This is a genomic window from Microbacterium algihabitans (assembly GCF_032464975.1).
GTDB lineage: Bacteria > Actinomycetota > Actinomycetes > Actinomycetales > Microbacteriaceae > Microbacterium > Microbacterium algihabitans.
The window spans coordinates 262,721-287,537 of sequence record NZ_JAWDIU010000002.1; the positions used below are offsets into that span (position 1 = coordinate 262,721).

The following is a 24,817-nucleotide window of genomic DNA, read 5'->3' on the forward strand; positions in this document are numbered from 1 at the left end:
ATACCAACGGTATATAACAGGGGTATACTTCTGTGTATGACCCGTGACGACGACCTGCAGCGCCTGCTGCTCGCGGTGCACGCGCTCACGCGTGTGGCCGCTCTCGACACGAACTCCGATGCGCCGGCGGCGCAGTGGCGCACGCTGACCCTGCTGCGCGACCACGGCCCGCAGCGCCTGGGCGACCTCGCGACGCTCAGCCGTGTCACGCAGCCGGGCATGACCCGACTGATCCGGCAGATGGATGCCGCGGGGCTCGTCTCGCGCCGCAGTCATCCGGCCGACTCCCGCGTCAGCGTGGTGGCGGCGACGGAGGACGGTCTCGACGCCCTCGAGCGGTGGTACGAGCTCTTCCGTTCCGCTCTCGCGCCGCACGTGGCCGACCTGTCCGACGCGGAGTGGGAGGCCGTGCGCACGTCGGCCTCGGCCCTGTCGCGCCAGGTCGGAATGGTGCCCGTCGGGTCGAACGATTTCACCGAGAACCCGGACGACGATGCGCCCGCCTCGCGCGGCGCCGCACGTCGTTCCGAAGAAGAAAGGGAGGTGGTCCGGTGAGCGCCGGTACCGCAGCTAACCCGGCCGATAAGGCCCCCAGCGTCTGGAAACAGCCCGCACAAGTCTGGGCGGTCGCCTTCGCGTCGGTCGTGGCGTTCATGGGCATCGGGCTCGTCGATCCGATCCTCCCCGCGATCGCTGACTCGCTGCAGGCGAGCCCGGTGCAGACCGAACTGCTCTTCACGAGTTACCTCGTCGTGACCGGCCTCGCGATGCTCATCACCAGCTGGATCTCGAGCCGCATCGGCGCGAAGGCCACCCTGCTGGTCGGCCTCGGCCTGATCGTCGTCTTCGCGCTGTTCTGCGCGCTGAGCGGCAGCGTCGACGCCGTCATCGGCTTCCGCGCCGGGTGGGGTCTGGGCAACGCCCTGTTCATCTCGACGGCTCTCGCGACCATCGTCGGAGCAGCCTCGGGCGGCACGTCGTCGGCCATCATCCTGTACGAGGCCGCGCTGGGCCTCGGCATCGCCGTGGGTCCGCTGCTCGGCGGCGTTCTCGGTGAGGTCAGCTGGCGCGGGCCGTTCTTCGGCGTCGTCGTGCTCATGGCGATCGCGTTCATCGCGGTGGCGGTGCTGCTGCGCGGACCCAAGCCCGAGCGCACGCCCCTGCCCTTCAGCGCCCCCTTCCGTGCGCTGGGTCGTCCGGCCCTCGCGATCCTCGCGGCGACCGCGCTGTTCTACAACATCGGCTTCTTCACCCTGCTGGCGTTCTCGCCGTTCCCCCTCGGTTTCGGAGCCATGGGCATCGGCCTCACCTTCTTCGGCTGGGGTGTGGGCCTGGCGATCACGAGCGTGTGGGTCGCGCCCCTGCTGCTGCGTCGGCTGCGGCTGACCACCGTGCTGCTGATCGCCCTCCCCCTGCTCGCGATCGACCTCGTGGTCGCCGCCTTCACGGTGGCCTCCGCGACGGCTCTCGTCGTCTGCATCATCGTGGGTGGTCTGGTGCTGGGTGTGGTCAACACCGCCCTCACCGAGGCCGTCATGGAGGCCACCGACCTGCCGCGCTCGGTCGCGTCGTCGGCCTACTCCGCCGTCCGCTTCCTCGGTGGCGCCGTCGCTCCGCCGCTCGCGGCGTGGCTGTGGCACGCGTACGGCGCCGACGTGCCGTACTTCATGGCCGCGGCATCGGTGTTCATCGCCGCCGCCTGCATCCTGTTCGGCCGCCGCCTGCTGGCCCACGTCGACGGCTCGCACCCCGACGCCGCCGACGAGGGTGCCGCCGTGCTGGTCGGAGACGCCGCGTAACGACATCACTCCCCCGCGAGGACCTCTCGCACCACGGCCCGCGCGCCGGGTGCCGACATGACGATCGAGTAGTGATCGACATCCGGCACTCGGCGCGTCGCTGCGAGTTGCGGGAATCGCGCGCGGATGCCGTCGAGGTCGGGATACAGCGGGGGCACCTCGCCGAACAGTCCCCGCTCGGCCGCGATCAGCCGGGTCGGGTGGCGCAGTCGTTCAAGGGCTCCGGCGATCGCCTCGCCGGCGTTCTGATCGATGGAGTCGGCTTCGACCGTGGCGAACGTCGTCGCCGGGCGGAGCGCGGGTGGCTCCCCGACCAGGTCGTAGGCGAAGTAGGCGTCGAGCAGCGGGTCTTCGCGCCCGACGAACGCCGGGTGCGCGCGCCAGAAGCCGCGGTACGCGCCCACGCTGTCGAACCGCATGTCGAGCCGCGCCGCCGTCGGACCGAGCACGTGGCGCACGGCCGCGCGCGGGTCCATTCCGGGCGGCAAGGCCAGGGGCAGGCCGCCGTCGACGAGCACGATCCGCTCCACCCGGTCGGGGTGTCGGTCGCCGAACACCGCCGAGACGAACGCGCCCATCGAGTGCCCCACGACGACCACCTTCTCGACCTCCAGGGCGTCGAGCACCGCGGCCAGGTCGTCGGCGTGCTGCGCCAGCCCGGTCCGTCGCGTCGAGGCTGCGCTGCGGCCCCGCCCGCGCAGATCGGGGGCGATCAACCGTGCCGAGGTCTGTTGCGCGACCCATGCCCACGCCAGGTGCGACGCGGTGACGCCGTGCACGAGCAGCCACGGGGTGCCCTCGGCATCCGGATGCCATTCCCCGACGCGCAGGGCCCCCTCCTCGACCGCGAGGTCATGGGTGACGTACGTGGCGGGCGAGGCGTTCTCGATCGGCATGGCGACATGGTGGCACGGGGGTCCGACATCGGGCTCCGCCCGTGCTCTCGGTTCAGCGGGCGGTGCGTTTGCCCATGTCGGCCACCCGCTCCTGCAGCGTCTCCCAGAGCTGTTCGAAGCGCGCGTTCCACGGTGTCGCGAACCCGCCGTTCTCCCACCGATGCCGCACGACGTCGAGAGTGACCCACTCCGACTCCAGCACTTCTTCCGGATCCGGCACCGGCACGGGCTCCCCGTCGACGCGCGCGACCCACAGGTCGAAAAGCGCCCGCTCCTCGATCACCCGCCCGACCAGCACGAGGTCGTCGCGGGCGACCTGCATCCCGGTCTCTTCGGCGAGCTCGCGCACCGCGCCGGTCCGGCTCGTCTCTCCGCGCAGGGCGCTCCCGGCCGGGAACTCCCACGCGAGCGGGTAGTCCTTGCCCTCGGCCCGTCGACTCATCAGCACCCGGCCGGTCGACGACACCAGGCAGACGGATGCCACGATGTGGAACGACCCGGCCGGCACCGGGCCGTCACCGCGTCGGTGGAGGGTGCCCGTGGGCGTGCCCTGAATGTCGGTCACGTCCCACATCTCGTCGTCGGCCATGGCCCCATCCTTCCGCGCGCACGCCGCGAGCGCACCGGCCACGCCGGGCGCAACGGGCAGCGGTCAGAGCCTGGCGCACACGGGCGCTCAGGTGGCGCCGATCGCCGCGGTCGTCGGGGCCGCGGTCGCCGTCCTGGTCGGCGGCGGTCTGATCCTGCTGGTCCGCCGACGGGCGCGACAGCGCGCGTGAGGTGAGCGGAGGCGGTGCGTCCGGGTACTGGTCCCCGGGCGCATCGCCTCCGCGTCATGTCAGCAGGTCTTGGAACACCATCGAGGTGCGCGTGCGCTCGATGCGGGGTGACATGCGGAGCGTCTCGATGGTCGACGAGACCTGCGCGCTCGTCGCCCCTTCGACCACGATCACCGCGTCGGCGGCCCCCGCCACGGTGACGGCGAGGGAGACGTGCGGGAGCTCGGCGACGATCTCCCTCAGTTCGGAGACGCTCGCATTCCCCCGGCAATACACCTCCACGATCGCCCGCGCGTCGAGAGGCCGCGTGGCGGTCTCGATCGTGAATCGCGTGATCGTCCCCTCGGAGTTCAGCGCCTCGATGCGACGCTTGACGGTCGAGGGGGCGAGGCCGAGCTGTCGGGCGATGGCGGCGGCGCTCGCCCGGGAGTTGTCGCGCAACGCCGCGAGGATGAGATCGTCCACGGTGGTCCTCTCCACGGATATCCGGATGCCGCGGCGCGGTGAACGATTCGTCCGAGCCGCCGCGGCGATGCGCGACATTCGACCACGCTCAGGCACGTGGGCCCGTCCGTGCGACGGCCCCGGGAGAGCGGGTGAAAACCCGCGACCGCACGGTCGAGGACGACGCAGGCGGTCCGTCGACGGAGTCACCCGATCACGACGGTGGCCGGTCCTCGACGAGGGTTCATCCTCAGATCAGGTCGAAGGGCATGTCGTCTTCGTCGTGCGTCCGCGGCGTCGGCCGGTCGACGCGTTGCGGCTCCGCAGAGGCGGAGCTCAGATGCACGGTCTCCACCGCGATCGTCGCCGACGTCGCGGGGGTGACGAGGATGCTCATCTTCCGTCCGTCATCTGCGGTGACGGTGAGGAACCCACCCTGCGCGTGAACCGCCGAGAGGATCTGGCGTCGCAGATCGTCGGCGTTCTCGAGCGGCGCAAGCGCGTGCGTCACCCCGTCGACGGTGACGTGTACTCGCTGAATAGAGTGCGCCATGCCATGAACGCTAGAGGGCGACGGTGCGGATGGGGCCGGGGTTGTTCGGGGACACCGCACGAGGGACACTACGTGGCCGACGCCGACGAACCGGTCAGCCGTATGCTCGCAGCGTGACCGATGCATCTATCGAAGAGTCCCCGCCACGACGCTCGCGAGCTCAGCTCGAAGCGTGGGTCCGTGAGTTCGAGGAGCAGGAACACTGCATCGCCGGGAAGATCACCATCCCACCGCAAGAGGACAACGGCGTAGACGACACCGGTCTGGTCATCCTGAACCTGCGAAACGCGTCACCGTCCATCTACATGAGGCCGCGGGGGTACGACGATCCGACCTGGGAGCTGACGGTCACCGAGCAGCCGACCGATCTCACGCTGTCCGTACACGACATCGCGAGCCTGGCCGCGGAGCTCGTCATCGCGAGCAACCTATGCACCTTCCTCCAGTACAAGTCCCTCGATTGGGATCGTCGGAGTGGTCAGCGCCGGGCGACCGAGGGCGGTTCGCGGACCAACCAGGCCACGACGCGGAAGCCGGCAGTGGGCTAGGACTCGAGCGGGGCGTTCGTGGGGAGCACTTCACCGGCGCGCTTTCTCAGCTGCGGCGCTCGCCAGTTCGGCGCTCTGACCGCGGCACACGCTGCAAGATGCACGGGTTCGTGGTGAGCCCAGAGCACGGCCATTCCGTCACGCTGATCGGCGAATGATCCGAGGGGTTCGGAAGCGTCGTCGAAGGCGGTCCAGATACCGTCCGCCCCGCGCGACATGAAACCGAACAATCGATAGGTGCACGCGCCGAGGACGAAGTCGTCCTCGACTTTCTTCCACGTCGCCTGAGGTGGCGGTTTCGGCATTCCCCACATGTGGCCCCCCCTTGCACCCTCGCCATTCGAGGCGAGAAAGGCCCCGCGAGCCATTGTGCTGAGAGGAGGCCCCTGACCGCCTTGGAAAGACGAAACGACCCCGGCGCCCCTGGGGAAGGGACGCCGGGGGCGTTCGACGTGCTAGCTGGCGCGGCGCTCAGACCGCCGGACCTGGCCATGAACGATGTCGGGGAGGTGCTCCCCATTGACCGTGACACCGACCAACGCGATGCCGCGCAGGTCGACATCGCCGAACATGAACCGGCCGAGCTGTCGCTCGCGGTCCGTCAGTCCTGAGATGCTGCTCCAGCTGATGGGCTCGGATTCGTGCACAACGTGCCTCTTCTCTGCCCCCCGGTCGCCGAAGCTACCAGCGCAGAGGGCGAGGTGGGAGGGGTTGCGCTGTCGTGCCCACCCACGCCGTGAAACGAGAAGATCCCCGGCCCTCCGAAGTGCTCGGAGAAACCGGGGATCCAGGTGGTGCACCCCCTGGGACTTGAACCCAGAACCCACTGATTAAGAGTCAGTTGCTCTGCCGATTGAGCTAGAGGTGCGTATCTTTCGGCCGGAGTTTCGCTCCCCGCGCCGAGGAATGACGTTACCAGGCGTGACGCGAGCACACCAAATCGGCTCAGCATCGCCGGTTATCCTGGGGCCGTGTCCCGCTCTGATCAGCCCGCCGCGTTCTCCCCCAACAGCACCCCCACCGAAGCTTTCGCCGACGACCTCGCCCTGGCCCTCCGCCTCGCCGACGCCGCCGATGCGGTGGCGATGCAGCGATTCGACGCGTCCGACCTGCGCATCGACACCAAGCCCGACCGCACGCACGTGACCGAGGCCGACCTCGCGACCGAACGCGCGATCCGCCAGATCCTCGACACCGAGCGCCCCGCCGACTCCGTCCTCGGCGAGGAGTACGGCACCTCGGGCGATACCGCGCGCCGCTGGGTGATCGACCCGATCGACGGCACGCACAACTACATGCGCGGAATCCCCGTCTGGGCGACCCTCATCGCTCTCACGGTCGACGGTGTGCCGCAGGTCGGCGTCGTCAGCCAGCCGGCCCTCGGCCGCCGCTGGTGGGCCGCCACCGGTCACGGCGCCTGGACCACGACGACGACCGGCGAGACCCGCCGCATCCACGTCTCGGCGATCGACGACGTCTCGGCCTCGAGCATCAGCTTCCAGAGCATCGAGCAGTGGGACGACGTCGACCTCCTCCCCACCCTCGAGAAGCTCTCGCGAGCGGTGTGGCGCGATCGCGGGTACGGCGACGCCCTCCCCTACATGTGGCTCGCCGAGGGGCGTCTCGAGCTCGTCGCGGAGTTCGGCGTCAAGGAGTACGACATCGCCGCGATCGCCCCGATCGTGCGCGAGGCCGGCGGGAGCTTCAGTGCGTTCGACGGGTCCGACCGCCTCGACGCCGAGTCGTCGCTGGCGACCAACGGTGTGCTGCACGACGCCTTCCTCGACCTGCTGCACGAGGACGACGCCCGATGACCCGCCGCGCACCGCACGCCGCGGCGATCACCGCCCTGGCCGTCGTCACCGCCCTCGCTCTGGCGGGGTGCTCGGCATCCGGCGCCCCCGAAACCGCGCCCAGCGTCGCCGCCACTGCGAGCGGACCGGCTGTCGAAGGCAGCGCGCCCACCGACTCACCGGAGCCCGAAGACGAACCCTCGATCGCGCCGACCTGCGAGAACATCATTCCAAAGTCTCTGGTCGACAACTTCACGAGCGTCGGGTGGACATCGCAGGAGGATCAGTTCCGCGTCGGCGCGACGCCGCTCGACGGCGGCATCCAGTGCAAGTGGGGCGACCAGAGCATCGCGTCCGACCGCGTGCAGATCTTCGGCTGGGCACCCATCGACGACTCGACTGCCGCCCAGGCCGTGAGCGACCTCACCGCGGCGGGCTGGAAGGTCGAGAAGGACTCCGACGGCACGTACGTCACCGAGAACCCCGACTGGCTCAACGGACGCGGCGTCGACGGCTACGGCCTCACCTACCTCTTCGGCGACGGCTTCGTGAAATTCGCCGACACCCGCCAGAGCCTCCTGCTGGTCGACAGCCCGCGCGCGTCCTGAGCCGCCGGCATCCGGAGACGAAGATCCCGGATGCCGAGACCTCACGTCACGCGAGGCTCCGGCCTCAGCGGTACGGGTTCGTCGCCCCGGCGTCGCGCGCTGCCGCGAATCCCTCGTCCCACGCGTCGCCGCGCGCCTCGACGTCGCGCCAGAGCGCGTCGGCCTGCAGCACGCGCTGCGCGAAGGCGACCCAAGCGGTCCACTGCGCGGTGATCTCGGGCGGCTCCGCGTCGGAGGCGCTCCGTGCCGTCGCCGTCCACGTCTCGGCATCCGGCGTCGGCAGCAGGTGGAACGGACCGACGTCGATGCGCAGCGCGCGAGGATCAGGCATCCCTCGACGCTAGACGCACCGCGCGGCGTCGCGCCACGACCCGCTCGCGTAGGCTCGAGGATCGTGGCTATCGGCTCGACCATTCACACCTTCACGGTGCACCTCTCCGACGTCGACCGCGGTGTCTACGACGAACTGCAGCTGCGCGTGGCTCGGCATCCGTCCGAGACCGCTCCGTACATGCTCACGCGCGTGCTCGCGTACTGCCTCGAATACGAGGAGGGCATCGGCTTCAGTGAGGGCGTCGCCGCGACCGACGAGCCCGCCGTGATGGTGCGCGACCTGACCGGCGCCCTGGTGGCGTGGGTCGAGGTCGGGGCTCCGGATGCCGCGCGCCTGCACACCGGCAGCATGAAAGCCGAGCGCGTCGCGATCTACACGCACCGCGATCCCGAGAAGGTCGCCGCCCCGTGGGCGGGCAAGCGCATCCACCGCGCCGACGAGGTGCTGCTGCACAGCTTCGAGCCCGGGTTCGTCGAGAAACTCGCGGATGCCATCGAGCGCCGTAACACCGCCACCCTCACCCGCACCGAGGAGCGTATCTACCTCGAGCTCAACGGCGTCTCGGGCGAGACCGACGTCTTCACGCGGTCCGCGGCCTGATCACAAACCAAGAAAGCCCCCACCCTCGCCGAAACGGGCGAAGATGGGGGCTTTCTCACGTGACGATGGTTCGTGGAGCTGGGGGGAATCGAACCCCCGTCCAACGCTGGGTCTCCGCGTTTTCTCCGGGCGCAGTCTGTGCAGACGTTCTACTCGGCTCCGACCTTTGTCACAGACACCTAAGTCGACAAGCCCAGCCTGGGAAAAGTCCCGCGTGACGTCCAGACGCCGTCACACAGCAAGACCCCTAAATGACGCCAGATTCCGTGGCGGGGTCGCACACGGCCTGACGGACTATCGGGCTCGCTTACGCAGCGAGGGCGAAGTCAGTGCGCTTAGCATTGGCACTTATTGTTTTGCAGGGAGCGTTTACGAGATAACCCCACATCCTCGGCCCGCTTCTCGCGGGTTCGCAGGCGCTGTCGAAACCGATCAGCCCCGGGAACTCCGTGAAGGAGCGACCATCGTCACGCTGTTGAGTTACCACCTCGGGGCCGAAGCACCCGAGCGTCTCAGTCTATAACGGATCCCGCGGCCCCGTGATTCCCGTAGGCCCTGTACCTCGGGGAGGCGGCTGAGCCCGTCGAAGCCACCGTGACGCCGCGGGTACCTCGGAAAGGTGGCTGAGCCTGTCGAAGCCACCGCGACGCCGCGGGTACCTCTGGAAGGTGGCTGAGCCTGTCGAAGCCACCGGAACACCGCGGGTACCTCGGGGAGGTGGCTGAGCCTGTCGAAGCCACCGGAACACCGCGGGTACCTCGGGGAGGTGGCTGAGCCTGTCGAAGCCACCGCGACATCGCGGGTACCTCGGCGAGGTGGCTGAGCCTGTCGAAGCCACCGCGACGCCGCGGGTACCGGTCCCTTCGACAAGCTCAGGGACCTGGGGGGCGAGGTGGCTGAACCTGTCGAAGCCACCGGAACACCGCGGGTACCGGTCCCTTCGACAAGCTCAGGGACCTGGGGCGGGAGGTGGCTGAGCCTGTCGAAGCCACCGGAACACCGCGGGCACCGGTCCCTTCGACAAGCTCAGGGACCTCGGAAAGGTGGCTGAGCCTGTCGAAGCCACCGCGACGCCGCGGGTACCGGTCCCTTCGACAAGCTCAGGGACCGGGGGGCGAGGTGGCTGAGCCTGTCGAAGCCACCGGAACACCGCGGGTACCTCGGAAAGGTGGCTGAGCCTGTCGAAGCCACCGGAACACCGCGGGTACCTCGGCGAGGTGGCTGAGCCTGTCGAAGCCACCGGGACGCCGCGGGTACCGGTCCCTTCGACAAGCTCAGGGACCTTCGACAAGCTCAGCGACCTGGGCCGGTCCCGTATGCTCGCGCCATGACTGCCGTCGTCATCACCGTCCGAGGCGAGAGCGAGGCGCGCGTGCGCGCCGAAGAGGCCGCCGTTCGCGTCACCGTCACCACCGACGGCCCCGCCCGAGGGCCGGTCGTCGAGCGGGCGCAGGAACGCGCCGCCGTCGTGCAAGACGGCCTGGTCGCGCACCTGCGTTCGGGCGAGGTGTCGGAGTGGTCGAGTGCGCGCGTGTCGGTGTGGTCCGACCGTCCGTGGAACCACGACGGCGCGCAGCTCCCCCTCGTGCATCACGCCAGCGTGGAGCTGTCCGCGACCTTCATCGACGCGGGCGCCCTGTCGTGGTGGCTCGGCGATGTCGCCGAGTCCGACGACGTGCAGGTCACCGCTGTCGAGTGGCGCCTCTCCCCCACCACGCGCGCCCGTGTCGAACGCGAGGTGGCCGCGGCTGCGGTCGGCGTCGCCGTCGAGCGCGCCAGTGCGTACGCGGACGCTCTGGGCTTGGCATCCGTGTCTCCGGTGGAAGTGGCGGATGCCGGATTGCTCGCGAGCCGGCCCGAGGCACAGCACCCGCTGGCGGCGCGCATGATGTCGGCCGACCACGCCGGCGGACCCTCGTTCAGCCTGCAGCCGTCGGAGATCGTCGTGACCTCGGTCGTCGAGGGACGCTTCCGCGCGGAGTGACGGCGAAAGCCGCGATCAAGCTCAGTCGCCCAGGCGGTTCTTCGTGCGCATCGCGCGCTCGGCCTCGCGCTTGTCTTCGCGCTCGCGGATCGTCTGACGCTTCTCGAACTCGCGCTTGCCCTTGGCGACCGCGATCTCGACCTTGGCCTTGCCGTCGAGGAAGTACAGCCGCAGCGGCACCAGCGTGTAGCCGCCGGCCGACACGGCGTGCGAGAGCTTGACGATCTCTTCCTTGTGCAGCAAAAGCTTGCGCGTGCGCTTGGCCGAGTGGTTGGTCCAGTGACCCTGCGAGTACTCAGGGATGTGCACCGCGTCGAGGAACGCCTGACCGCCGTCGATGTAGGCGTACCCGTCGGTGAGGTTCGCGCGCCCCTGGCGCAGCGACTTCACCTCGGTGCCGGTCAGCACGAGACCGGCTTCGTACGTCTTCTCGATGGCGTAGTCGTGACGCGCCTTCTTGTTCGACGCGATGAGCTTTTCACCTTGCTCACGAGGCATGGTGCCACCTCCTCATGATCAAGGGCACACAGAGCCCTACAGTCTATCGCACGGCAGACGCCGAGACGGCTGCGTGCTAGGCGCGCAGCCAGCGGCGGATCGCGAAGCTCGCGCTGAGCGCGGCGAGCAGAACGCCGATCACCACGATCGCCGGGATCACGAACGCGACATCGCCCAGGGTCACCCACGAGGTGATGAAGCTGATGCGGTCCCGCAGGTACTGGTTGACCCCGACGCCGACGATCGCCCACACCGCGACGCTCGCGAGCGCCGAGCCGGTGAGCGCGGCCAGCACGCCCTCGACGATGAAAGGCGTCTGGATGAAGCGGTTCGAGGCGCCCACCAGGCGCATGATGCCGAGCTCACGCCGTCGCGCGAAGGCCGACAAACGGATGGTCGTCGCGATCAGCAGCACCGCGGCGATGAGCATGAGGCCGGCGATTCCGACGGCGACGTAGGTCGCGACCGTCAACGCCTGGAACAGGGGCTCGAGGTACTGCATCTGGTCGGTCACCTCCTCGACGCCCGCTTGCCCGCTGAAGGCCTCGGAGATCACGTCGGACTGGCTCGAGTCGACGAGGTTGATGTTGAACGTCGCGTTGAACGAATCCGCCGTCACGACGCCGAGGATGCTGTCGGGCAGCTGGCTCTTGGCGCTGTCGAACACCTCCTCGCTGGTCGAGAACGTGTAGTCGCGGATGAGGGGCGCGAGCGCCTCGCCGTCGAGCGTCGCCTTGACGGCGTCGATCTGGTCTTGTGTGGCCGCCTGACCGGTGGTGCAGGTCGGCACGTCCGACACCGACGCGCACATGAACACCGCCACCTGGGCGCGGTCGGCCCAGTACGACTGCATCTTGCCGATCTGCATCTGCATGAGCATCGCGGCGCCGACGAAGGTCAGCGACACGAAGGTCACGAGGATGACCGAGATGACCATCGACGCGTTGCGCCGCAGGCCCGTGAAAGCCTCGGAGAGGATGAGACCGAACCTCATGACGTGGGTCCTACTTCGTCGTGGCGGTCTTTCGATCCTCCGAGTCCGAGCCGGTCGGCCAGGCCGAGGGCATCGACATCGGGGCGCGTGACCGGAATGGAACGTGTATTGGTGCCCGGCTCGCGCTCGGCGTTCTGCTGCGTGACGGCGGGGGCGGATGCCGCGGGCGCGGCCTCTTCGCGCGGCTCGGCGTTTTCGCGTGCCTCCGACGTCGGCGCAGCGGTGGCCGGAGCCTGCGCTGCGGCGGGCCGCTCGGCATCCGGAACGCGAAGCGGCTCGACCGGGCCCGTAAGCCCCGTCACCTCTCGCTGAACTTCGAGCACCGCGGTGAGGGCGGCGACGGCCGCCGCTCCGCGCTCGACCTCGGGTGCGAGGCGCGGCAGGCTCGACGTGTCGCCGTAACCGCCGTGACGCTCGTCGCGCACCATCTCGCCGCCGCGCAGCTCGATCACGCGACGCTGCATCTGGTCGACGAAGCCGGCCTCGTGCGTGGCCATGACGACGGTCGTGCCGCCGGCGTTGATGCGCGCGAGCAGACGCATGATGTCGATCGAGGTGCCGGGGTCGAGGTTTCCGGTCGGCTCGTCGGCCAGCAGCACCTGCGGACGGTTGACGAGCGCACGGGCGATCGCCACGCGCTGCTGCTCACCGCCCGAGAGCTCGTGCGGCAGACGCTTCTCTTTGCCGTCGAGGCCGACGAGCGCCAGCACCTCGGGCACGGCCTGCTGGATGAACCCGCGCGAGGCGCCGGTCACCTGCAGCGTGAAGGCGACGTTCTGGTGCACGGTCTTGTTCGGCAGCAGACGGAAGTCCTGAAAGACCGAACCGATGTGGCGCCGGAAGTACGGCACCTTGCGGTTCGACAGGCGGCGCAGGTCGCGACCGAGCACGACGACGCGCCCCTCGCTGGGGGTCTCGGCGCGCAGGATGAGCTGCAGGCACGACGACTTTCCCGAGCCCGAGGCTCCGACGAGGAAGACGAATTCCCCGCGCTGCACCTCGAAGTCGACGGCGTTGAGGGCGGGCTTCGCGGTGCCGCGATACCGCTTGGTGACGTTCTCGAACCGGATCATGGCTCGACGAGCCTAAGCGCGGGCTTCGAGCAGGCCGTCAGGACGCGCCGTGTCGTGAAACCGAGAGAGCCCTATGGATGCCGAGGTCATCGGCATCCGCAGGGCTCAGGCTCGGGCGGAAAGACGGCTCAGTCGTCGTCGTCCTTGCGCTTGCGCCAACGGATGCCGGCCGCGATCAGACCGTCGAGGTCGCCGTCGAACACGACTGCCGGGTTACCGACTTCGTACCCGGTGCGGAGGTCTTTCACCAGCTGCTGGCCGTAGAGGAAGTACGAGCGCATCTGGTCGCCCCAGCTCGCGGTGATCGTGCCGGCGAGCTCCTTCTTCTTGGCCGCTTCTTCTTCGCGCTTGAGCAGCAGAAGGCGGGTCTGCAGCACACGCATGGCGGCCGCGCGGTTCTGGATCTGCGACTTCTCGTTCTGCATCGAGACGACCAGGCCCGTCGGAAGGTGCGTGATGCGCACGGCGGAGTCGGTCGTGTTGACCGACTGGCCACCGGGGCCCGACGAACGGAAGACGTCGACGCGGATGTCGCCTTCGGGCACCTCGACCTCGACGGCTTCTTCCATGACGGGGATGACCTCGACGGCCGCGAAGCTCGTCTGGCGCTTGTCGGCGCCGCCGAAGGGGCTGATGCGCGCGAGGCGGTGCGTGCCGGCCTCGACCGACAGCGTGCCGTAGGCGTAGGGCACGTCGACCTCGAAGGTGGCCGACTTGATGCCGGCGCCCTCGGCGTAGGAGGTGTCCATGACCTTAACGGGGTACTTGTGACGCTCGGCCCAGCGCAGGTACATGCGCAGCAGCATCTCGGCGAAGTCGGTGGCGTCGTCGCCGCCCGCGCCGGAGCGGATCGTGACGACCGCCGAGCGCGGGTCGTACTCGCCGTCGAGGAGGGTCTGCACCTCGAGCTGGCCGATCACGTCTTTCAGCGAGGCGAGCTCGCGGCGCGCTTCGTCGGCCGACTCGTCGTCTTCCATCTCGATGGCGAGTTCGACGAGCACCTCGAGGTCGTCGAGGCGCTGCTCGATCTCCGAGACGCGCTTGAGCTCGGCCTGCTTGTGGCTCAGGCTGCTGGTGACTTTCTGGGCCTTGTCGACGTCGTCCCAGAGGTCGGGGGCACCGGCCTCTTCACTGAGGCGATCGATGTCGGCTTTGAGTGCGTCGACGTCGACCACGGCCTGGATATCGGCGAAGGTCGAGCGCAGCGCCTGGATGTCGGCGGTCAAATCGAGTTCGAGCATTTGACATCAAGCCTATCGTGGAGACGGTGACAGCCGACTCTCCCCGGAATGTGCTGGTGCGCTTCGCACCGATGATCTACGGCCCCACCCTGCTGTTCGCGCTCGGCGAGGGGGCGGTGATCCCCCTCATCCCGGTGATCGCGAACCGCCTCGGCGCCGACGTCGCACTCGCCGCCCTCGTGGCCGCAGCCCTGGTCGTCGGCCAGCTGTGCGGCAACATCCCCGCCGGGTGGGCGGTCGCCCGCTTCGGCGAGCGCATCACGATGGGCGTGGCCGGCATCGTCGTGTTGGCCGGCCTGACCGGCATCGTATTCGCGCAGTCGCTGGCGTTCTTCACCGCGGCGGTGTTCCTCATCGGCTTCTGCGCGGCGTCGTTCGCCCTCGCCCGTCACTCGTTCATGACCACGCGCGTGCCGCTGACCTTCCGGGCCCGCGCACTGTCGCTGCTGGGCGGCACGTTCCGCCTCGGCATGTTCGTCGGCCCGTTCATCTCGGCAGGCCTGCTGGCGATCTTCGGCGACGAGACGGCATCCATCGTCTTCTTCGCCGTCTGCCAGGTCGCCACGATCCTGCTGGTGTTCTTCGGCCCCGATCCCGAGAAGGCCGTGCCGGTGGGCACGGGCTCCCCCACCCGCCGCGGCGCCGGCGACTCCCGCGACGCCGAAGACACCGGCGAACCCGTCACCGGCGCGATCCCGACCGTCGAGCGCGAGGGGGTGTTCCGCACGATGTGGCGTTTTCGCGGCGTGCTCGCGCGGCTGGGCCTCGCGGCGGCGTCTCTGTCGGCCGTGCGCTCGGCCCGCCAGGTGGTGCTGCCGCTGTGGGGCGTGTCGCTCGGACTCGACGCCGGCACGATCGCCGTAGTCGTCGGCGTCTCGGGCGCGATCGACTTCGCCCTGTTCTACGCCAGCGGCCAGGTGATGGACCGCTTCGGGCGCCTGTGGGCGGCCCTGCCCGCGATGGTGCTGATGGGTGCGGGCTTCCTCGCCCTGTCGTTCACGCACGAGCTGGGCTCGGCGGCCATGTGGTACGCCATGTTCGCGGCGGTGCTGGGGGTCGGCAACGGCCTGTCGAGCGGCATTCTGCTCACCCTCGGCGCCGACATCGCGCCGCCCACCGAGCCCGCCGCGTTCCTCGGATCGTGGCGCACGTTGACGGATGCCGGCGGCGCCATCGCCCCGCTGATCGTGTCGGCCCTGACGGCCGCGGTCTCGCTGTCGGTGGGCGTGGGCGCGATGGGTGTCATCGCCGTGCTCGGCGCGGCGGGCTTCATCCGCTGGGTCCCGCGCTACGTCCCGCGCACCCGCTGACCCGCCTTCCCTCTGATCGCGAGAGGGGTCCCTTTCGGTCGCTTCCGGACCCGTTCAGGCGACGAAAAGTGACCCCTCACGCGCGCCCCGGACGACCCTTCGCGAAGCCCCGCCCGTGTTACGTCGCCGTAAACATTCCGGCGACTCTTGCCGGATCTGTCGATTCCCTATGAGAATCGTCGAACGTTCGCTTCCCTCTGAAGCAGCGTGTCATTCCCCCTGGATGATGCGGGCGTCGACGTCCGCAGAGAGGTGCCTTCGACGTGCCCCGATACACCCTGCATTCCCCTCCCTCTCGCGCTCGTCGCGCCTCCGCGGTGCTCGCCGCGGGCGCTCTCGTCGGCGGCGCCCTGCTGTCGGCGCCGGCCGCGTTCGCTGCCGCCGCGCCGGGCGACTCCCCCGAAGACCTCGGCCTCACCGGCGCCGACGTCATGACCCACCTGACCGAGCTGGCGCGCATCAGCGAGTCGTTCGCCGACGACGGCTACCGCGTCTGGAACGGCCCCGGCTACGAGGCCGCCGCGCAGTACGCCGAAAAGGTGCTCGAAGACACCGGCGCCTTCACGGTCTCGCGGCAGGTGTTCGAGGTCGACACCCCCGAGTTCGGCGAAGCCTCGCTCACCGTCGACGGCACCACCTACGAGGGCTCGCACTTCGACAACAGCGAGGGCATCGACGCCCCGTACACGGGCGCCCTCGCCCTTCCCCTCTCCGCAGACGGCGGCCGCCTCGGGTGCGAGCCGACCGACTTCGCCGACATCGCGGCCGGGGCGATCGTGCTCGTGCAGCGCGGTGTCTGCTCGTTCGAGCAGAAGATCGACAACGCCACCGCAGCTGACGCCGGGGCCGTCTTCATCTACAACAACGAGCGGCCGCCCGAGGAAGAAGCCTCTCCCGACGACCAGCTGACCAACGTCACCTCGGGTGCGCGCAACGCCGACGACTCCCCCGCCGCCACTCTCCCGCAGTCGAGCGGCGACACCCTCGCCGCGCTGATCGAGGCGGCTCCGGCCGACGCCCCCGTCGAGGGCACCGCGGTGATCGAGAAGCAGTTCCTCACGACGCAGACCTTCAACGTCATCGCCGACTCCATCGCGGGCGACCCCGACGACACCGTCGTCATCGGCGCGCACCTCGACGGTGTGGCCGAGGGACCGGGCGTGAACGACAACGCCTCGGGCTCGGCCGCCGTGCTGGCGCTGGCCGAGAAGATCGCGGCATCCGACGTCCCCAACGACAAGCGCATCCGCCTCGCCCTGTGGAGTGCCGAAGAAGTCGGTCTGCTGGGTTCGACCGCCTACGTCGCCGACCTGGTCGAGAACGACCCGGCCGAGTGGGAGCGCATCTCGGCGTACCTCAACTACGACATGATCGGCTCCGAGAACTTCACGGTCGGCGTGTACGACGCGAACAGGTCGACCTACCCCGCCGAGGGCGTCACGATCCCCGAGGGGTCCGCCGCGATCGAGCAGGTGTACACCGACTACTTCGATGCGATCGAGCAGCCGTGGATCGACACCGAGTACTCCGGTCGCAGCGACTACCAGGCGTTCATCGACAACGGCGTGCCCGCCGGTGGCCTGTTCTCGGGCGCCGACGACACCAAGACCGCGGAGCAGGTGCAGCAGTTCGGCGGCACCGCGGGCGTCTTCATGGACCGCAACTACCACACGGTCAACGACACCCTGGCGAACGTGAACACCGACGCGATCGCCATCTTCGCCCCCGCGATCGGTCACGCCGCGGCCGCCCTCGCGTGGGCCGCCGTCGAAGAGCCGCCGGTGGAGCCCTCGCCCGAGCCCACGCCCGGCGAGCCCTCGCCCGAGCCCACCACCGAGCCGACGAGCGAGCCGTCGCCGGTTCCGTCCGAGGAGCCGGCCGCGGTTCCGAGCCCGTCGCCCTCGGTCACGACCGGTCCCGGCGCGAACGGACCCGACCGCGGTGATCTGGCCGCCACGGGATCCGACGTCGACGGATCCCCGCTCCCGGCGATTGGCCTCGGCATGCTGGCGATCGGCGTGATCGTCGCCGCCGGTACCGCCATCGTGCGTCGACGCGCACACGAGTGATGCCGCAGGAATGACGCAGCGCCGGGGTCTTCACGGACCCCGGCGCTGTCGTCGTTTCGGCTTACTCGCTGACGCGGATGAGCACCTTGCCGGTCGCTCCCTGCTCGACGGCGTCGTGCGCAGCGGCGGTGTCGCCCAAGTCGAAGAAGCTCAACGGCAGGCCCGCGCCCTCGCCCACCGGCAGCGCACCATCGGCGACAGCCGCCGCGACGTCTTCAGCGGCGGCGAGAAGCGCGCGCTCCCCCACCGTGTAGAGCAGCAGGCCCTGCCAGCGCACGTTCTTCGCGAAGCTCACGCGCACGGGGGCGGTGAAGTCGTCTCCGCCGTTGTCGGCGTAGTAGCCGACGGTGCCGTGGTTGGCGATCACCTCGACGTCGAGGGCGGCGTTGTCGGCGATCGCGACCTCGACGATGTGCTCGACGCCGTTCGGGGCGAGTTCGCGGATGCCAGCGGCCAGCGAATCGCTCGGATACTGCAGCACGTGGTGGGCGCCGGCCGAGCGCGCGAGGGCCTTCTTCTCCTCGCTGCTGACCGTGGCGATGACCGTCGCGCCGGCCCAGACCGCGAGCTGGATGGCGGCGTGACCCACCGCTCCCGCACCGCCCTGCACGAGTACCGTGCGTCCGGTGAGGGCGCCGGGGGCCAGGCGCGAGGGGCCGTCCTCGTGCACGGTGAGCGCGCGATGCGCGGTCATCGCGGGCACGCCGAGGCTCGCGCCGAGCTCGAAGGAGGCATCGTCGGCCAGCGGCACGGCACGCGCGGCGGGCAGGATCGTGTACTCGGCCGCCGTGCCGAACGGACGCTGGTGCGCCGCGAGGTAGATCCACACCCGCTGGCCCACCGTCAGATCGGTCACGCCGTCGCCGACGGCATCCACCACTCCCGAACCGTCCTGGTTGGGCGTCACCTCGTCGAACGGCAGGGGTCGGCCGGTCGTCGCGCGCGCCTTCCAGTCGGTCGGGTTCACGCCCGACACGACGACGCGAACGCGCACCTCGCCGGGTCCGGGTTCGGGCAGGGGCTTGTCGGCCAGCGAGAGGACGGAGGAGTCACCGGGCTGGGAGTACGTGATCGCCTTCATGGAGGAGTGAACGGATGCCATGGCGTCCAGCATTCCCCCGCGGCGTGTCGCGGCGGGGGAACGGGCGTGGGCTTGACGGCTCCTTCACATCGTGAGAGCGCCCCGCCTGCTTAGAATGAGCACACTCGCGGGAGTGGTGAAATCGGTAGACACGCAGGATTTAGGTTCCTGTGCCTTCGGGCGTGGGGGTTCAAGTCCCCCCTTCCGCACGTTTCGCCCTTTCCGCACTGCCTTCTCGACCCGACGGGACCGATGTGATCCACACCACCAGCGCGCTGCTCCCGTGGCTCGACCCTGCTGCGATCATCACCAACTCGCAGCCCTGGGCGCTGCTCGTGGTGTGCTTCATCATCTTCGCCGAGACGGGTCTGCTGATCGGCTTCCTGCTTCCCGGCGACACGCTGCTGATCATGGCGGGGCTACTGTCGCACTCCACGCCCGCCGCTCCCAACGGCGTCTTCGGCCTCAACGCGTGGTGGGTCGCCCTCGCAATCGGTGTCGCCGCATTCATCGGCGGTGAGGTCGGCTATTTCATCGGCCACAAGGCCGGGCCCTCGATCTTCGAGCGCAAAGAATCGGGCATCTTCAGCAAGAAGAACGTCGAGCGCACGAACGCGTTCTTCGAGCGCTTCGGCGGTCTCACCGTGATCCTCGCGCGCTTCGTGCCGGTCGTCCGCACCTTCGCCCCCATCGCCGCGGGCGTGGGCCACATGCCGTGGAAGAAGTACTCGCTCTACAACCTCATCGGCGCGATCCTCTGGGGCATCGGCCTCACGATGCTCGGGTACGCGGTCGGGTACATCCCGTTCATCCGCGACATCGTCACCGAGTACATCGACGTGATCCTGCTCGCCGCGGTCGCCGGCACCGCGATCTTCATCGCGATCCACTACTTCCGCGAGCGCGCCGCCGCCAAGCGCGAGGGTGCCGTCTCGCACGCCGAGGCCGAGTCGCTGACGCTCGACCCGAAGACGCTCGAAGACGGAGATCAGCCCGCGCGCTAAGACGCCTTCGACGTCTTCTTCTTCGCGGGGGCCTTCTTCTTCGGCGCGTCCTCGGTCTTCTCGCCGCGCGCGGCCCGGCTGCGCTCGACGCTCGCGCGCAGCGCCTCCATCAGGTCGATGACCTCGCCGCCGTCCTCTTCCTCCTGCTTGCCGAAGGTCGCGTCGGTGTCGAGGGCGTCGCCCTGCTCGAGCTTCGCGTCGATGAGAGTGCGCAGCTCGGCCTGGTACTCGTCGGTGAACTCCTCGGCGTCGAAGTCCTTCGAGAAGCTGTCGACGAGCGAGGCCGACATCTCGAGCTCCTTCGCCGAGATCCGCACGCTCTCATCCAGCGCCGGGAATGCCGCTTCACGCACCTCGTCGGCCCACAGCAGCGTCTGCAGCACGAGCACGTCGCCGCGCACGCGCAGAGCCGCGAGCCGTGTCTTCTGCCGCAGCGAGAAGCGCACGATCGCGGTGCGTTCGGTCTGCTCGAGCGTCTTGCGCAGCAGCACGTAGGCCTTGGGCGACGACGAGTCGGGCTCGAGGAAGTACGCCTTGTCGAGCGTCAGCAGGTCGACCTGGTCGCTGGGCACGAACTCGACGACCTCGATCTCGCGGCTGCGCTCGCTCGGCAGCGACGAGAGGTCGTCTTTGGTGAGCACGACCGTCTGCTCGCCGTCGTCGTAGGCCTTGTCGATGTCCTGGTAGGGAACGACCTCACCGTCGATCTCGCAGATGCGCTGGTACCGGATGCGCCCGCCGTCTTTGTTGTGCACCTGGTGCAGAGAGACGTCGTGGTCTTCGGTCGCGGAGTACACCTTGACGGGCACGTTGACGAGGCCGAAGGTCAGGGCGCCTTTCCAGATCGATCGCATGCCCCCAGTGAACACCGAAAAGGTTCCGGATGCCGAGCCCCTTGCGCCCCGCCAGGTGGCTGAGCCTGTCGAAGCCACCGGACCCCCGCGAACCCCCAACCGAGGTGGCTGAGCCTGTCGAAGCCACCGGACCCCCGCGAACCCCCAACCGAGGTGGCTGAGCCTGTCGAAGCCACCGGACCCCCGCGAACCCCCGGACCCTTCGAAGAGCTCAGGGACCTCCCTCCCCGCAACCCCCTCGGCACCCGCCGCCCGCTCCGCTCTACGCTGGGGTGATGACGGAGCAGACGGTGCGCATCGGCGGGCGCCGCCTGCGCCTGTCGAACCTCGACAAGGTCCTCTACCCCGAGACGGGCACCACCAAGGGCGAGGTGATCGACTACTACTCGCGCATCGCGCCGCTTCTGCTCCCCCACATCGCCGACCGTCCGCTGACGCGCAAGCGCTGGCCCGACGGAGTGGGAACGGATGCCGACCCCGGCGAACCGTTCTTCGCGAAGGCCCTCGAGCCCGGCGCTCCGGCGTGGGTGCGGCGCTTCCCGATCGATCATTCGAGCGGCGCGAAGGACTACCCGCTGGTCGACGATCTGCCGACGCTCGTCTACCTCGCGCAGGTCGCGAGCCTCGAGCTGCACGTGCCGCAGTGGCGCTTCACCTCCGACGGCGAACGGCAGAACCCCGACCGGCTGGTGCTCGACCTGGATCCCGGCCCGGGCGTCGGCCTCGCCGAGTGCGCCGAGGTTGCGCGGTGGGCTCGCGCGATCCTGCAGGACATCGGCCTCGAACCGTTCCCGGTGACCAGCGGCAGCAAGGGCATCCACCTGTACGCGCGCCTCGACGGGCGCCAGTCGAGCGACGCGGCGAGCGCGGTCGCCAAAGAGCTCGCCCGCGCGATCGAGGCCGACCACCCCGACCTGGTCGTGAGCCAGATGACCAAGGCCGCGCGCCCCGGCAAGGTGTTCATCGACTGGAGTCAGAACAACGGCTCGAAAACCACGATCGCGCCCTACTCGCTGAGAGGGCGCCCGCGTCCGTACGTCGCCGCCCCGCGCACCTGGGAAGAGCTCGACGACCCCGACCTGCGGCACCTGCTTTTCAGCGAGGTGCTCGAGCGTCCCGACGATCCGCTCGCTCCGGTCGACGAGGCGCACGGCCCCCTGCGCGCCTACATCTCGAAGCGAACGGCGGGTAAAACCCCCGAGCCCGTGCCCGAGGCCCCTCACGGCGAGCCCGACCCCGAGGGGCTACCCCGCTTCGTCATCCAGGAGCACCACGCCAGCCGCCTGCACTGGGATCTCCGCCTCGAACGCGACGGCGTGCTCGTCAGCTGGGCCGTGCCCAAGGGCGTCCCACCGACGACCGCGAAGAACAGCCTCGCCGTCATGACCGAGGACCACCCGCTGCAGTACCTCGACTTCGCCGGCGAGATCCCGCGCGGAGAGTACGGCGCGGGCATCATGACCGTCTGGGACACCGGCACCTACGAGCTCGAGAAGTGGCGCGACGACGAGGTGATCGCAACTCTCGAGGGCCGTGACGACGGTCCACTGGGCCGGGTGCGTCTCGCGCTCATCCGCACCGAGGGCCAGGGCGAGAAGTCGCAGTGGCTGCTGCATCGGATGAAGACGGATGCCGAGGGCAAACCGCAAAGCGACGGAGCCCCGGTCGTGGCGCTCGACCACGGATCCCCCGCGCCTGAACCCGTCCACGCCAAGGCCCCGTCGACCACCGACGCCCCCACCGGCGCCGACCTCCAGCCGATGCTCGCCACCTCCGCGACCCCGGGCATCGCCCGCGCCGCCGCCGAGCGGTGGGGCCCCGCCTGGGTGGAGATGAAGTGGGACGGCATCCGGGGACTCTGCATCTGGGATGGACATCGCCTGCGCCTGCGTTCGCGCAACGGCAACGACCTGACGGCGGCCTACCCCGAGTTGACGTCAGTCGACCTCCGTCTCGGCGACGAGCCCGCGGTGCTCGACGGTGAGATCGTCGCCCTCGACGCACAGGGCCGCCCGAGCTTCCCCCTGCTGCAGAAGCGCATGAACCTCGCCAAGCCGCGCGAGATCGAGCACGAGGCCACACGCACGCCCGTGCACCTCTACCTGTTCGACGTGCTGTCGGTGAACGGGCGAGACGTGGCATCCCTCCCCCTCTCCGAACGCCGCGAGCTGCTCGAAGCGCTGGCCGCCGACGCGGGGGCGCCCGTCGTCGTGCCGCCCGTGTTCGACGACGTCGACGCCGCCGTCGCCACCAGCGGACGCTTCGGCCTCGAGGGCGTGGTCGTGAAGGATCCCGGTTCGGCGTATCGGCGCGGGGTGCGCTCGGAGCAGTGGCTCAAGGTGAAGCACTCCCGCACGCAAGAGGTCGTGATCGGCGGCATCCGCCCCGGCAAGGGCAACCGCTCGGGCACGATCGGCTCCCTGCTCGTCGGCGTGCCCACGGACGACGGTCTGCAATACGCCGGCCGGGTGGGTTCGGGCTTCGGCGAGCAGACGCTCGCGAAGCTCTCCGCGCTGCTCGAGCCCCTGCGGTCCGATGCGGATCCGTTCCAGGGTGTTCCGGATGCCGACGCCCGCGACGCCCTGTGGGTGCGACCGGAGCTGGTCGGCGAGGTCGAGTTCGCGGAGTTCACCCCTGGCGGCATCCTGCGCCAAGCCCGCTGGCGCGGCCTGCGGCCGGACAAGTCCCCCTCCGACGTGACGCGCGAGTCCTGACGCGGCGCAAGGTGGCTGAGCCTGTCGAAGCCACCGAACCCAGCACCCGCCCAACCCAGGTGGCGGAGCCTGTCAAAGCCCCCGCGACCAGACGGATTCTCGCGATTCACCGGGTGAATCCGGGCCACCCCAGCTCCGCCTCGCTTTCGCCGCAAAGCCCCTCCGATCAGGTCTTGCAGCACATTCACTCGGCAGCCCCTTCGCGCGCGTGTCCTCGCGGGCGACATGATGCGAGGGCACGTTCACATGTTCTCCTCACCGCACCGCGCAGCCTCACCGGCGCCGATCCCGGCTCGCCCGAAAGGACTCACCCCATGTCGACCCCGTCTTCTCGTCAGCACCACCCCACCCGTGTCTCCCGTCGCGCGCTTCTCGCCGCCTCGGCGTGGTCGGTCCCGGCGATCGCTCTCACGACCTCTTCGCCGGCCTTCGCCGCATCGGGTCTCACTCTCGCCCTCGACCGTTCGTCGTACAGCGGGACCGGGTGCTCCACGATCAGCGGCGCGACGGTATCCGCCACCGACAGCGGCGCTCCCGTTGGCGGAGTGGCCGTCACGGCCCTGCTCGCCGACGGCTACACCTTCGTCGGCGGCAGCACGAGCGCGACGGGCACGACCACCTCGAGCGGGGTCTTCAGGCTGCCCGATATCAACGTCCCCCGCGACGGCGGCCTTTCCTCGATCACCGCGTCGGCTTCGGGGGCGCAGTCTGCGACAGCTTCGCTCGCCGGTTCATCAGGTCTTTTCCGCTACACCGAGGGCGGGTCAATCGTGACGGCCAAGGGGGTACCGCAGGGCGCTCGTCCGATCGCACACTCCCTCTTCCTTGCTTCCGACGGGCGGCTGATCGATGGATCCACAGGCGGCACGCTCTCGTCGAACGTCGACACCGTCGGCCAGATGATCTATGTATCGGGCACCTGGCGGATGCCGATCAAGAAGTCAGACGGGAGCTTCGTCTACCTCGAGAACGGAACGGAGATCGCGACGACCGGTGTGCTCGGAGGGGCGCCGCTCGGATACTCGATCTTCACGTCCGACTCCCCCACCGATGGTGCGACAGGGAAGATCCTGACGCAGAACGTCCGACAATCGGGCGAGGTCATCTCGAACAGCATCGGCGTCGTCTTCCCGGTGCGTAACTCCGACGGCGCCACCAAATGGGTGACTCTGCAGAAGGCGACGAACGGCGGATCCAACTTCACACCGGTCGCCGGTCGCATCTTCTTCACGACCTTCTCGTCACTGATCGACGGAAAGGCCGACACCACCCTGGCGAATGGCGTGAAGTCGTACGGCAGTGCGTACAGCGACGGGTCGCACTACCGGCTGCCGATTGAGAAGACCGACGGCTCGTTCACCTACCTGGAGGACGACTCCGAGAAGGCAACCGTCGGCGTGCCGTCCGGTTCGACGCCCGCCTCGTCGTCGTGCTTCCTGACCGGCGACAACCGGCTCGTCGAGGGTGCTTCGGGGGCCGTCCTCGCCACCGACGTCGACAAGCTCGGCACGTGGGCCTTCAACGGTTCGACCGCGCGAATCCCCTACAGCCTGTCGGGCAGCAGCTGCTGATACCTGCCTCACGAACGTGTCCGAATCAAGATGGCTGACTCCGTCGTAGCCACCGAGACTCAGCAGACGT

The 24,817-nt window shown here is 69.3% G+C and carries 25 protein-coding genes, 2 tRNA genes and 1 other RNA gene; 14 read left to right on the forward strand and 14 right to left on the reverse strand.

Going from position 1 to position 24,817, the window contains the following annotated elements; all coding sequences use genetic code 11:
• The first annotated feature begins 36 nt into the window (after positions 1–36).
• Both RWH43_RS08540 and RWH43_RS08545 read left to right on the forward strand, forming a co-directional pair.
• On the forward strand, positions 37–555 hold the full coding sequence (locus tag RWH43_RS08540) for a MarR family winged helix-turn-helix transcriptional regulator (protein WP_154096448.1): 519 nt from the start codon (positions 37–39) through the stop codon (positions 553–555).
• A complete protein-coding gene (locus tag RWH43_RS08545; protein WP_154096447.1) occupies positions 552–1,799 on the forward strand; it encodes an MFS transporter in 1,248 nt (415 codons plus the stop codon). Before RWH43_RS08540 ends, RWH43_RS08545 begins: the two co-directional genes overlap by 4 nt.
• A gap of 5 nt (positions 1,800–1,804) precedes the next feature.
• Here RWH43_RS08545 and RWH43_RS08550 read toward each other — a convergent pair whose 3' ends face one another.
• Together RWH43_RS08550 and RWH43_RS08555 are read right to left on the reverse strand one after the other, a co-directional pair.
• The gene (locus tag RWH43_RS08550) at positions 1,805–2,695 is read right to left on the reverse strand and encodes an alpha/beta fold hydrolase (protein ID WP_316001222.1); all 891 of its coding nucleotides are present in this window, start codon (positions 2,693–2,695) and stop codon (positions 1,805–1,807) included.
• Between the two features lie 52 nt (positions 2,696–2,747).
• Positions 2,748–3,284 (reverse strand): NUDIX hydrolase, encoded by a 537-nt coding sequence (locus tag RWH43_RS08555; RefSeq protein WP_144834798.1) that lies wholly within the window; start codon positions 3,282–3,284, stop codon positions 2,748–2,750.
• Here RWH43_RS08555 and RWH43_RS08560 point away from each other — a divergent pair.
• Positions 3,283–3,474, forward strand: coding sequence for an LPXTG cell wall anchor domain-containing protein (locus RWH43_RS08560; protein WP_316001223.1), 192 nt, complete (start codon positions 3,283–3,285; stop codon positions 3,472–3,474). The two genes, RWH43_RS08555 and RWH43_RS08560, sit on opposite strands and share 2 nt — an antisense overlap.
• A 54-nt stretch (positions 3,475–3,528) precedes the next feature.
• Here RWH43_RS08560 and RWH43_RS08565 read toward each other — a convergent pair whose 3' ends face one another.
• Positions 3,529–3,939: an Lrp/AsnC family transcriptional regulator gene (locus RWH43_RS08565; protein ID WP_186325576.1), complete on the reverse strand. Its 411-nt coding sequence runs from the start codon at positions 3,937–3,939 to the stop codon at positions 3,529–3,531.
• A 229-nt stretch (positions 3,940–4,168) separates the two neighbouring features.
• Positions 4,169–4,471 (reverse strand): hypothetical protein, encoded by a 303-nt coding sequence (locus tag RWH43_RS08570; RefSeq protein WP_144834792.1) that lies wholly within the window; start codon positions 4,469–4,471, stop codon positions 4,169–4,171.
• A 113-nt stretch (positions 4,472–4,584) separates the two neighbouring features.
• Here RWH43_RS08570 and RWH43_RS08575 point away from each other — a divergent pair, with 113 nt between their 5' ends.
• Positions 4,585–5,019, forward strand: a complete 435-nt coding sequence (locus RWH43_RS08575) for a hypothetical protein (protein ID WP_316001224.1) — start codon at positions 4,585–4,587, stop codon at positions 5,017–5,019.
• Positions 5,020–5,474: 455 nt separating this feature from the next.
• Here RWH43_RS08575 and RWH43_RS08580 read toward each other — a convergent pair whose 3' ends face one another.
• Together RWH43_RS08580 and RWH43_RS08585 are read right to left on the reverse strand one after the other, a co-directional pair.
• Complete coding sequence (locus RWH43_RS08580) at positions 5,475–5,666, reverse strand: hypothetical protein (protein WP_187358388.1); 192 nt, start codon at positions 5,664–5,666, stop codon at positions 5,475–5,477.
• Between the two features lie 145 nt (positions 5,667–5,811).
• Positions 5,812–5,887, reverse strand: a tRNA-Lys gene (locus RWH43_RS08585).
• 103 nt (positions 5,888–5,990) lie between these two features.
• Between RWH43_RS08585 and RWH43_RS08590 the strand changes: the two genes are divergently transcribed.
• The gene (locus RWH43_RS08590) at positions 5,991–6,833 is read left to right on the forward strand and encodes an inositol monophosphatase family protein (protein ID WP_437127385.1); all 843 of its coding nucleotides are present in this window, start codon (positions 5,991–5,993) and stop codon (positions 6,831–6,833) included.
• Positions 6,830–7,420, forward strand: a complete 591-nt coding sequence (locus tag RWH43_RS08595) for a hypothetical protein (protein WP_316001225.1) — start codon at positions 6,830–6,832, stop codon at positions 7,418–7,420. The genes RWH43_RS08590 and RWH43_RS08595 overlap by 4 nt, the downstream gene beginning before the upstream one ends.
• A gap of 64 nt (positions 7,421–7,484) precedes the next feature.
• Here the strand turns inward: RWH43_RS08595 and RWH43_RS08600 are convergent, their stop codons facing one another.
• On the reverse strand, positions 7,485–7,751 hold the full coding sequence (locus RWH43_RS08600; protein ID WP_144834784.1) for a hypothetical protein: 267 nt from the start codon (positions 7,749–7,751) through the stop codon (positions 7,485–7,487).
• A 63-nt stretch (positions 7,752–7,814) separates the two neighbouring features.
• Here RWH43_RS08600 and RWH43_RS08605 point away from each other — a divergent pair, with 63 nt between their 5' ends.
• Positions 7,815–8,354: a YaeQ family protein gene (locus RWH43_RS08605; RefSeq protein ID WP_316001226.1), complete on the forward strand. Its 540-nt coding sequence runs from the start codon at positions 7,815–7,817 to the stop codon at positions 8,352–8,354.
• 70 nt (positions 8,355–8,424) lie between these two features.
• Here the strand turns inward: RWH43_RS08605 and ssrA are convergent.
• Positions 8,425–8,794: a transfer-messenger RNA gene (gene ssrA, locus RWH43_RS08610) on the reverse strand.
• An 887-nt stretch (positions 8,795–9,681) separates the two neighbouring features.
• On the opposite strand from ssrA, the gene RWH43_RS08615 reads away from it, so the two are divergent.
• Entirely contained in the window at positions 9,682–10,338 is a 657-nt protein-coding gene (locus RWH43_RS08615) for an SIMPL domain-containing protein (RefSeq protein ID WP_316001227.1), read from the forward strand.
• A 21-nt stretch (positions 10,339–10,359) separates the two neighbouring features.
• Here the strand turns inward: RWH43_RS08615 and smpB are convergent, their stop codons facing one another.
• The 4 genes from smpB to prfB all read right to left on the reverse strand — a co-directional run bounded on the left by smpB (position 10,360) and on the right by prfB (position 14,144).
• Positions 10,360–10,836, reverse strand: coding sequence for an SsrA-binding protein SmpB (gene smpB, locus RWH43_RS08620; protein WP_144834778.1), 477 nt, complete (start codon positions 10,834–10,836; stop codon positions 10,360–10,362).
• Positions 10,837–10,912: 76 nt separating this feature from the next.
• Positions 10,913–11,830, reverse strand: a complete 918-nt coding sequence (gene ftsX, locus RWH43_RS08625) for a permease-like cell division protein FtsX (RefSeq protein WP_316001228.1) — start codon at positions 11,828–11,830, stop codon at positions 10,913–10,915.
• Complete coding sequence (gene ftsE, locus RWH43_RS08630) at positions 11,827–12,903, reverse strand: cell division ATP-binding protein FtsE (protein WP_154096438.1); 1,077 nt, start codon at positions 12,901–12,903, stop codon at positions 11,827–11,829. The genes ftsX and ftsE overlap by 4 nt, the downstream gene beginning before the upstream one ends.
• A 128-nt stretch (positions 12,904–13,031) precedes the next feature.
• Positions 13,032–14,144, reverse strand: a complete 1,113-nt coding sequence (gene prfB, locus RWH43_RS08635; RefSeq protein WP_144834772.1) for a peptide chain release factor 2 — start codon at positions 14,142–14,144, stop codon at positions 13,032–13,034.
• 71 nt (positions 14,145–14,215) lie between these two features.
• On the opposite strand from prfB, the gene RWH43_RS08640 reads away from it, so the two are divergent.
• A complete protein-coding gene (locus RWH43_RS08640) occupies positions 14,216–15,454 on the forward strand; it encodes an MFS transporter (RefSeq protein WP_316001339.1) in 1,239 nt (412 codons plus the stop codon).
• Positions 15,455–15,717: 263 nt separating this feature from the next.
• Entirely contained in the window at positions 15,718–17,523 is a 1,806-nt protein-coding gene (locus RWH43_RS08645; RefSeq protein WP_316001229.1) for a M20/M25/M40 family metallo-hydrolase, read from the forward strand.
• Between the two features lie 61 nt (positions 17,524–17,584).
• Here the strand turns inward: RWH43_RS08645 and RWH43_RS08650 are convergent, their stop codons facing one another.
• The gene (locus RWH43_RS08650; RefSeq protein ID WP_316001340.1) at positions 17,585–18,604 is read right to left on the reverse strand and encodes an NADPH:quinone reductase; all 1,020 of its coding nucleotides are present in this window, start codon (positions 18,602–18,604) and stop codon (positions 17,585–17,587) included.
• A 127-nt stretch (positions 18,605–18,731) separates the two neighbouring features.
• On the opposite strand from RWH43_RS08650, the gene RWH43_RS08655 reads away from it, so the two are divergent.
• Both RWH43_RS08655 and RWH43_RS08660 read left to right on the forward strand, forming a co-directional pair.
• Positions 18,732–18,813 (forward strand) — tRNA-Leu (locus RWH43_RS08655).
• 45 nt (positions 18,814–18,858) lie between these two features.
• Positions 18,859–19,608, forward strand: a complete 750-nt coding sequence (locus RWH43_RS08660; RefSeq protein WP_144834768.1) for a DedA family protein — start codon at positions 18,859–18,861, stop codon at positions 19,606–19,608.
• On the opposite strand, the gene ku is transcribed toward RWH43_RS08660, so the two are convergent.
• Entirely contained in the window at positions 19,605–20,462 is an 858-nt protein-coding gene (gene ku, locus RWH43_RS08665; protein ID WP_316001230.1) for a non-homologous end joining protein Ku, read from the reverse strand. The two genes, RWH43_RS08660 and ku, sit on opposite strands and share 4 nt — an antisense overlap.
• Before the next feature lie 275 nt (positions 20,463–20,737).
• On the opposite strand from ku, the gene RWH43_RS08670 reads away from it, so the two are divergent.
• The gene (locus RWH43_RS08670) at positions 20,738–23,176 is read left to right on the forward strand and encodes an ATP-dependent DNA ligase (RefSeq protein ID WP_316001231.1); all 2,439 of its coding nucleotides are present in this window, start codon (positions 20,738–20,740) and stop codon (positions 23,174–23,176) included.
• A 314-nt stretch (positions 23,177–23,490) separates the two neighbouring features.
• Complete coding sequence (locus RWH43_RS08675; RefSeq protein ID WP_316001232.1) at positions 23,491–24,747, forward strand: hypothetical protein; 1,257 nt, start codon at positions 23,491–23,493, stop codon at positions 24,745–24,747.
• Positions 24,748–24,817 lie beyond the last annotated feature (70 nt).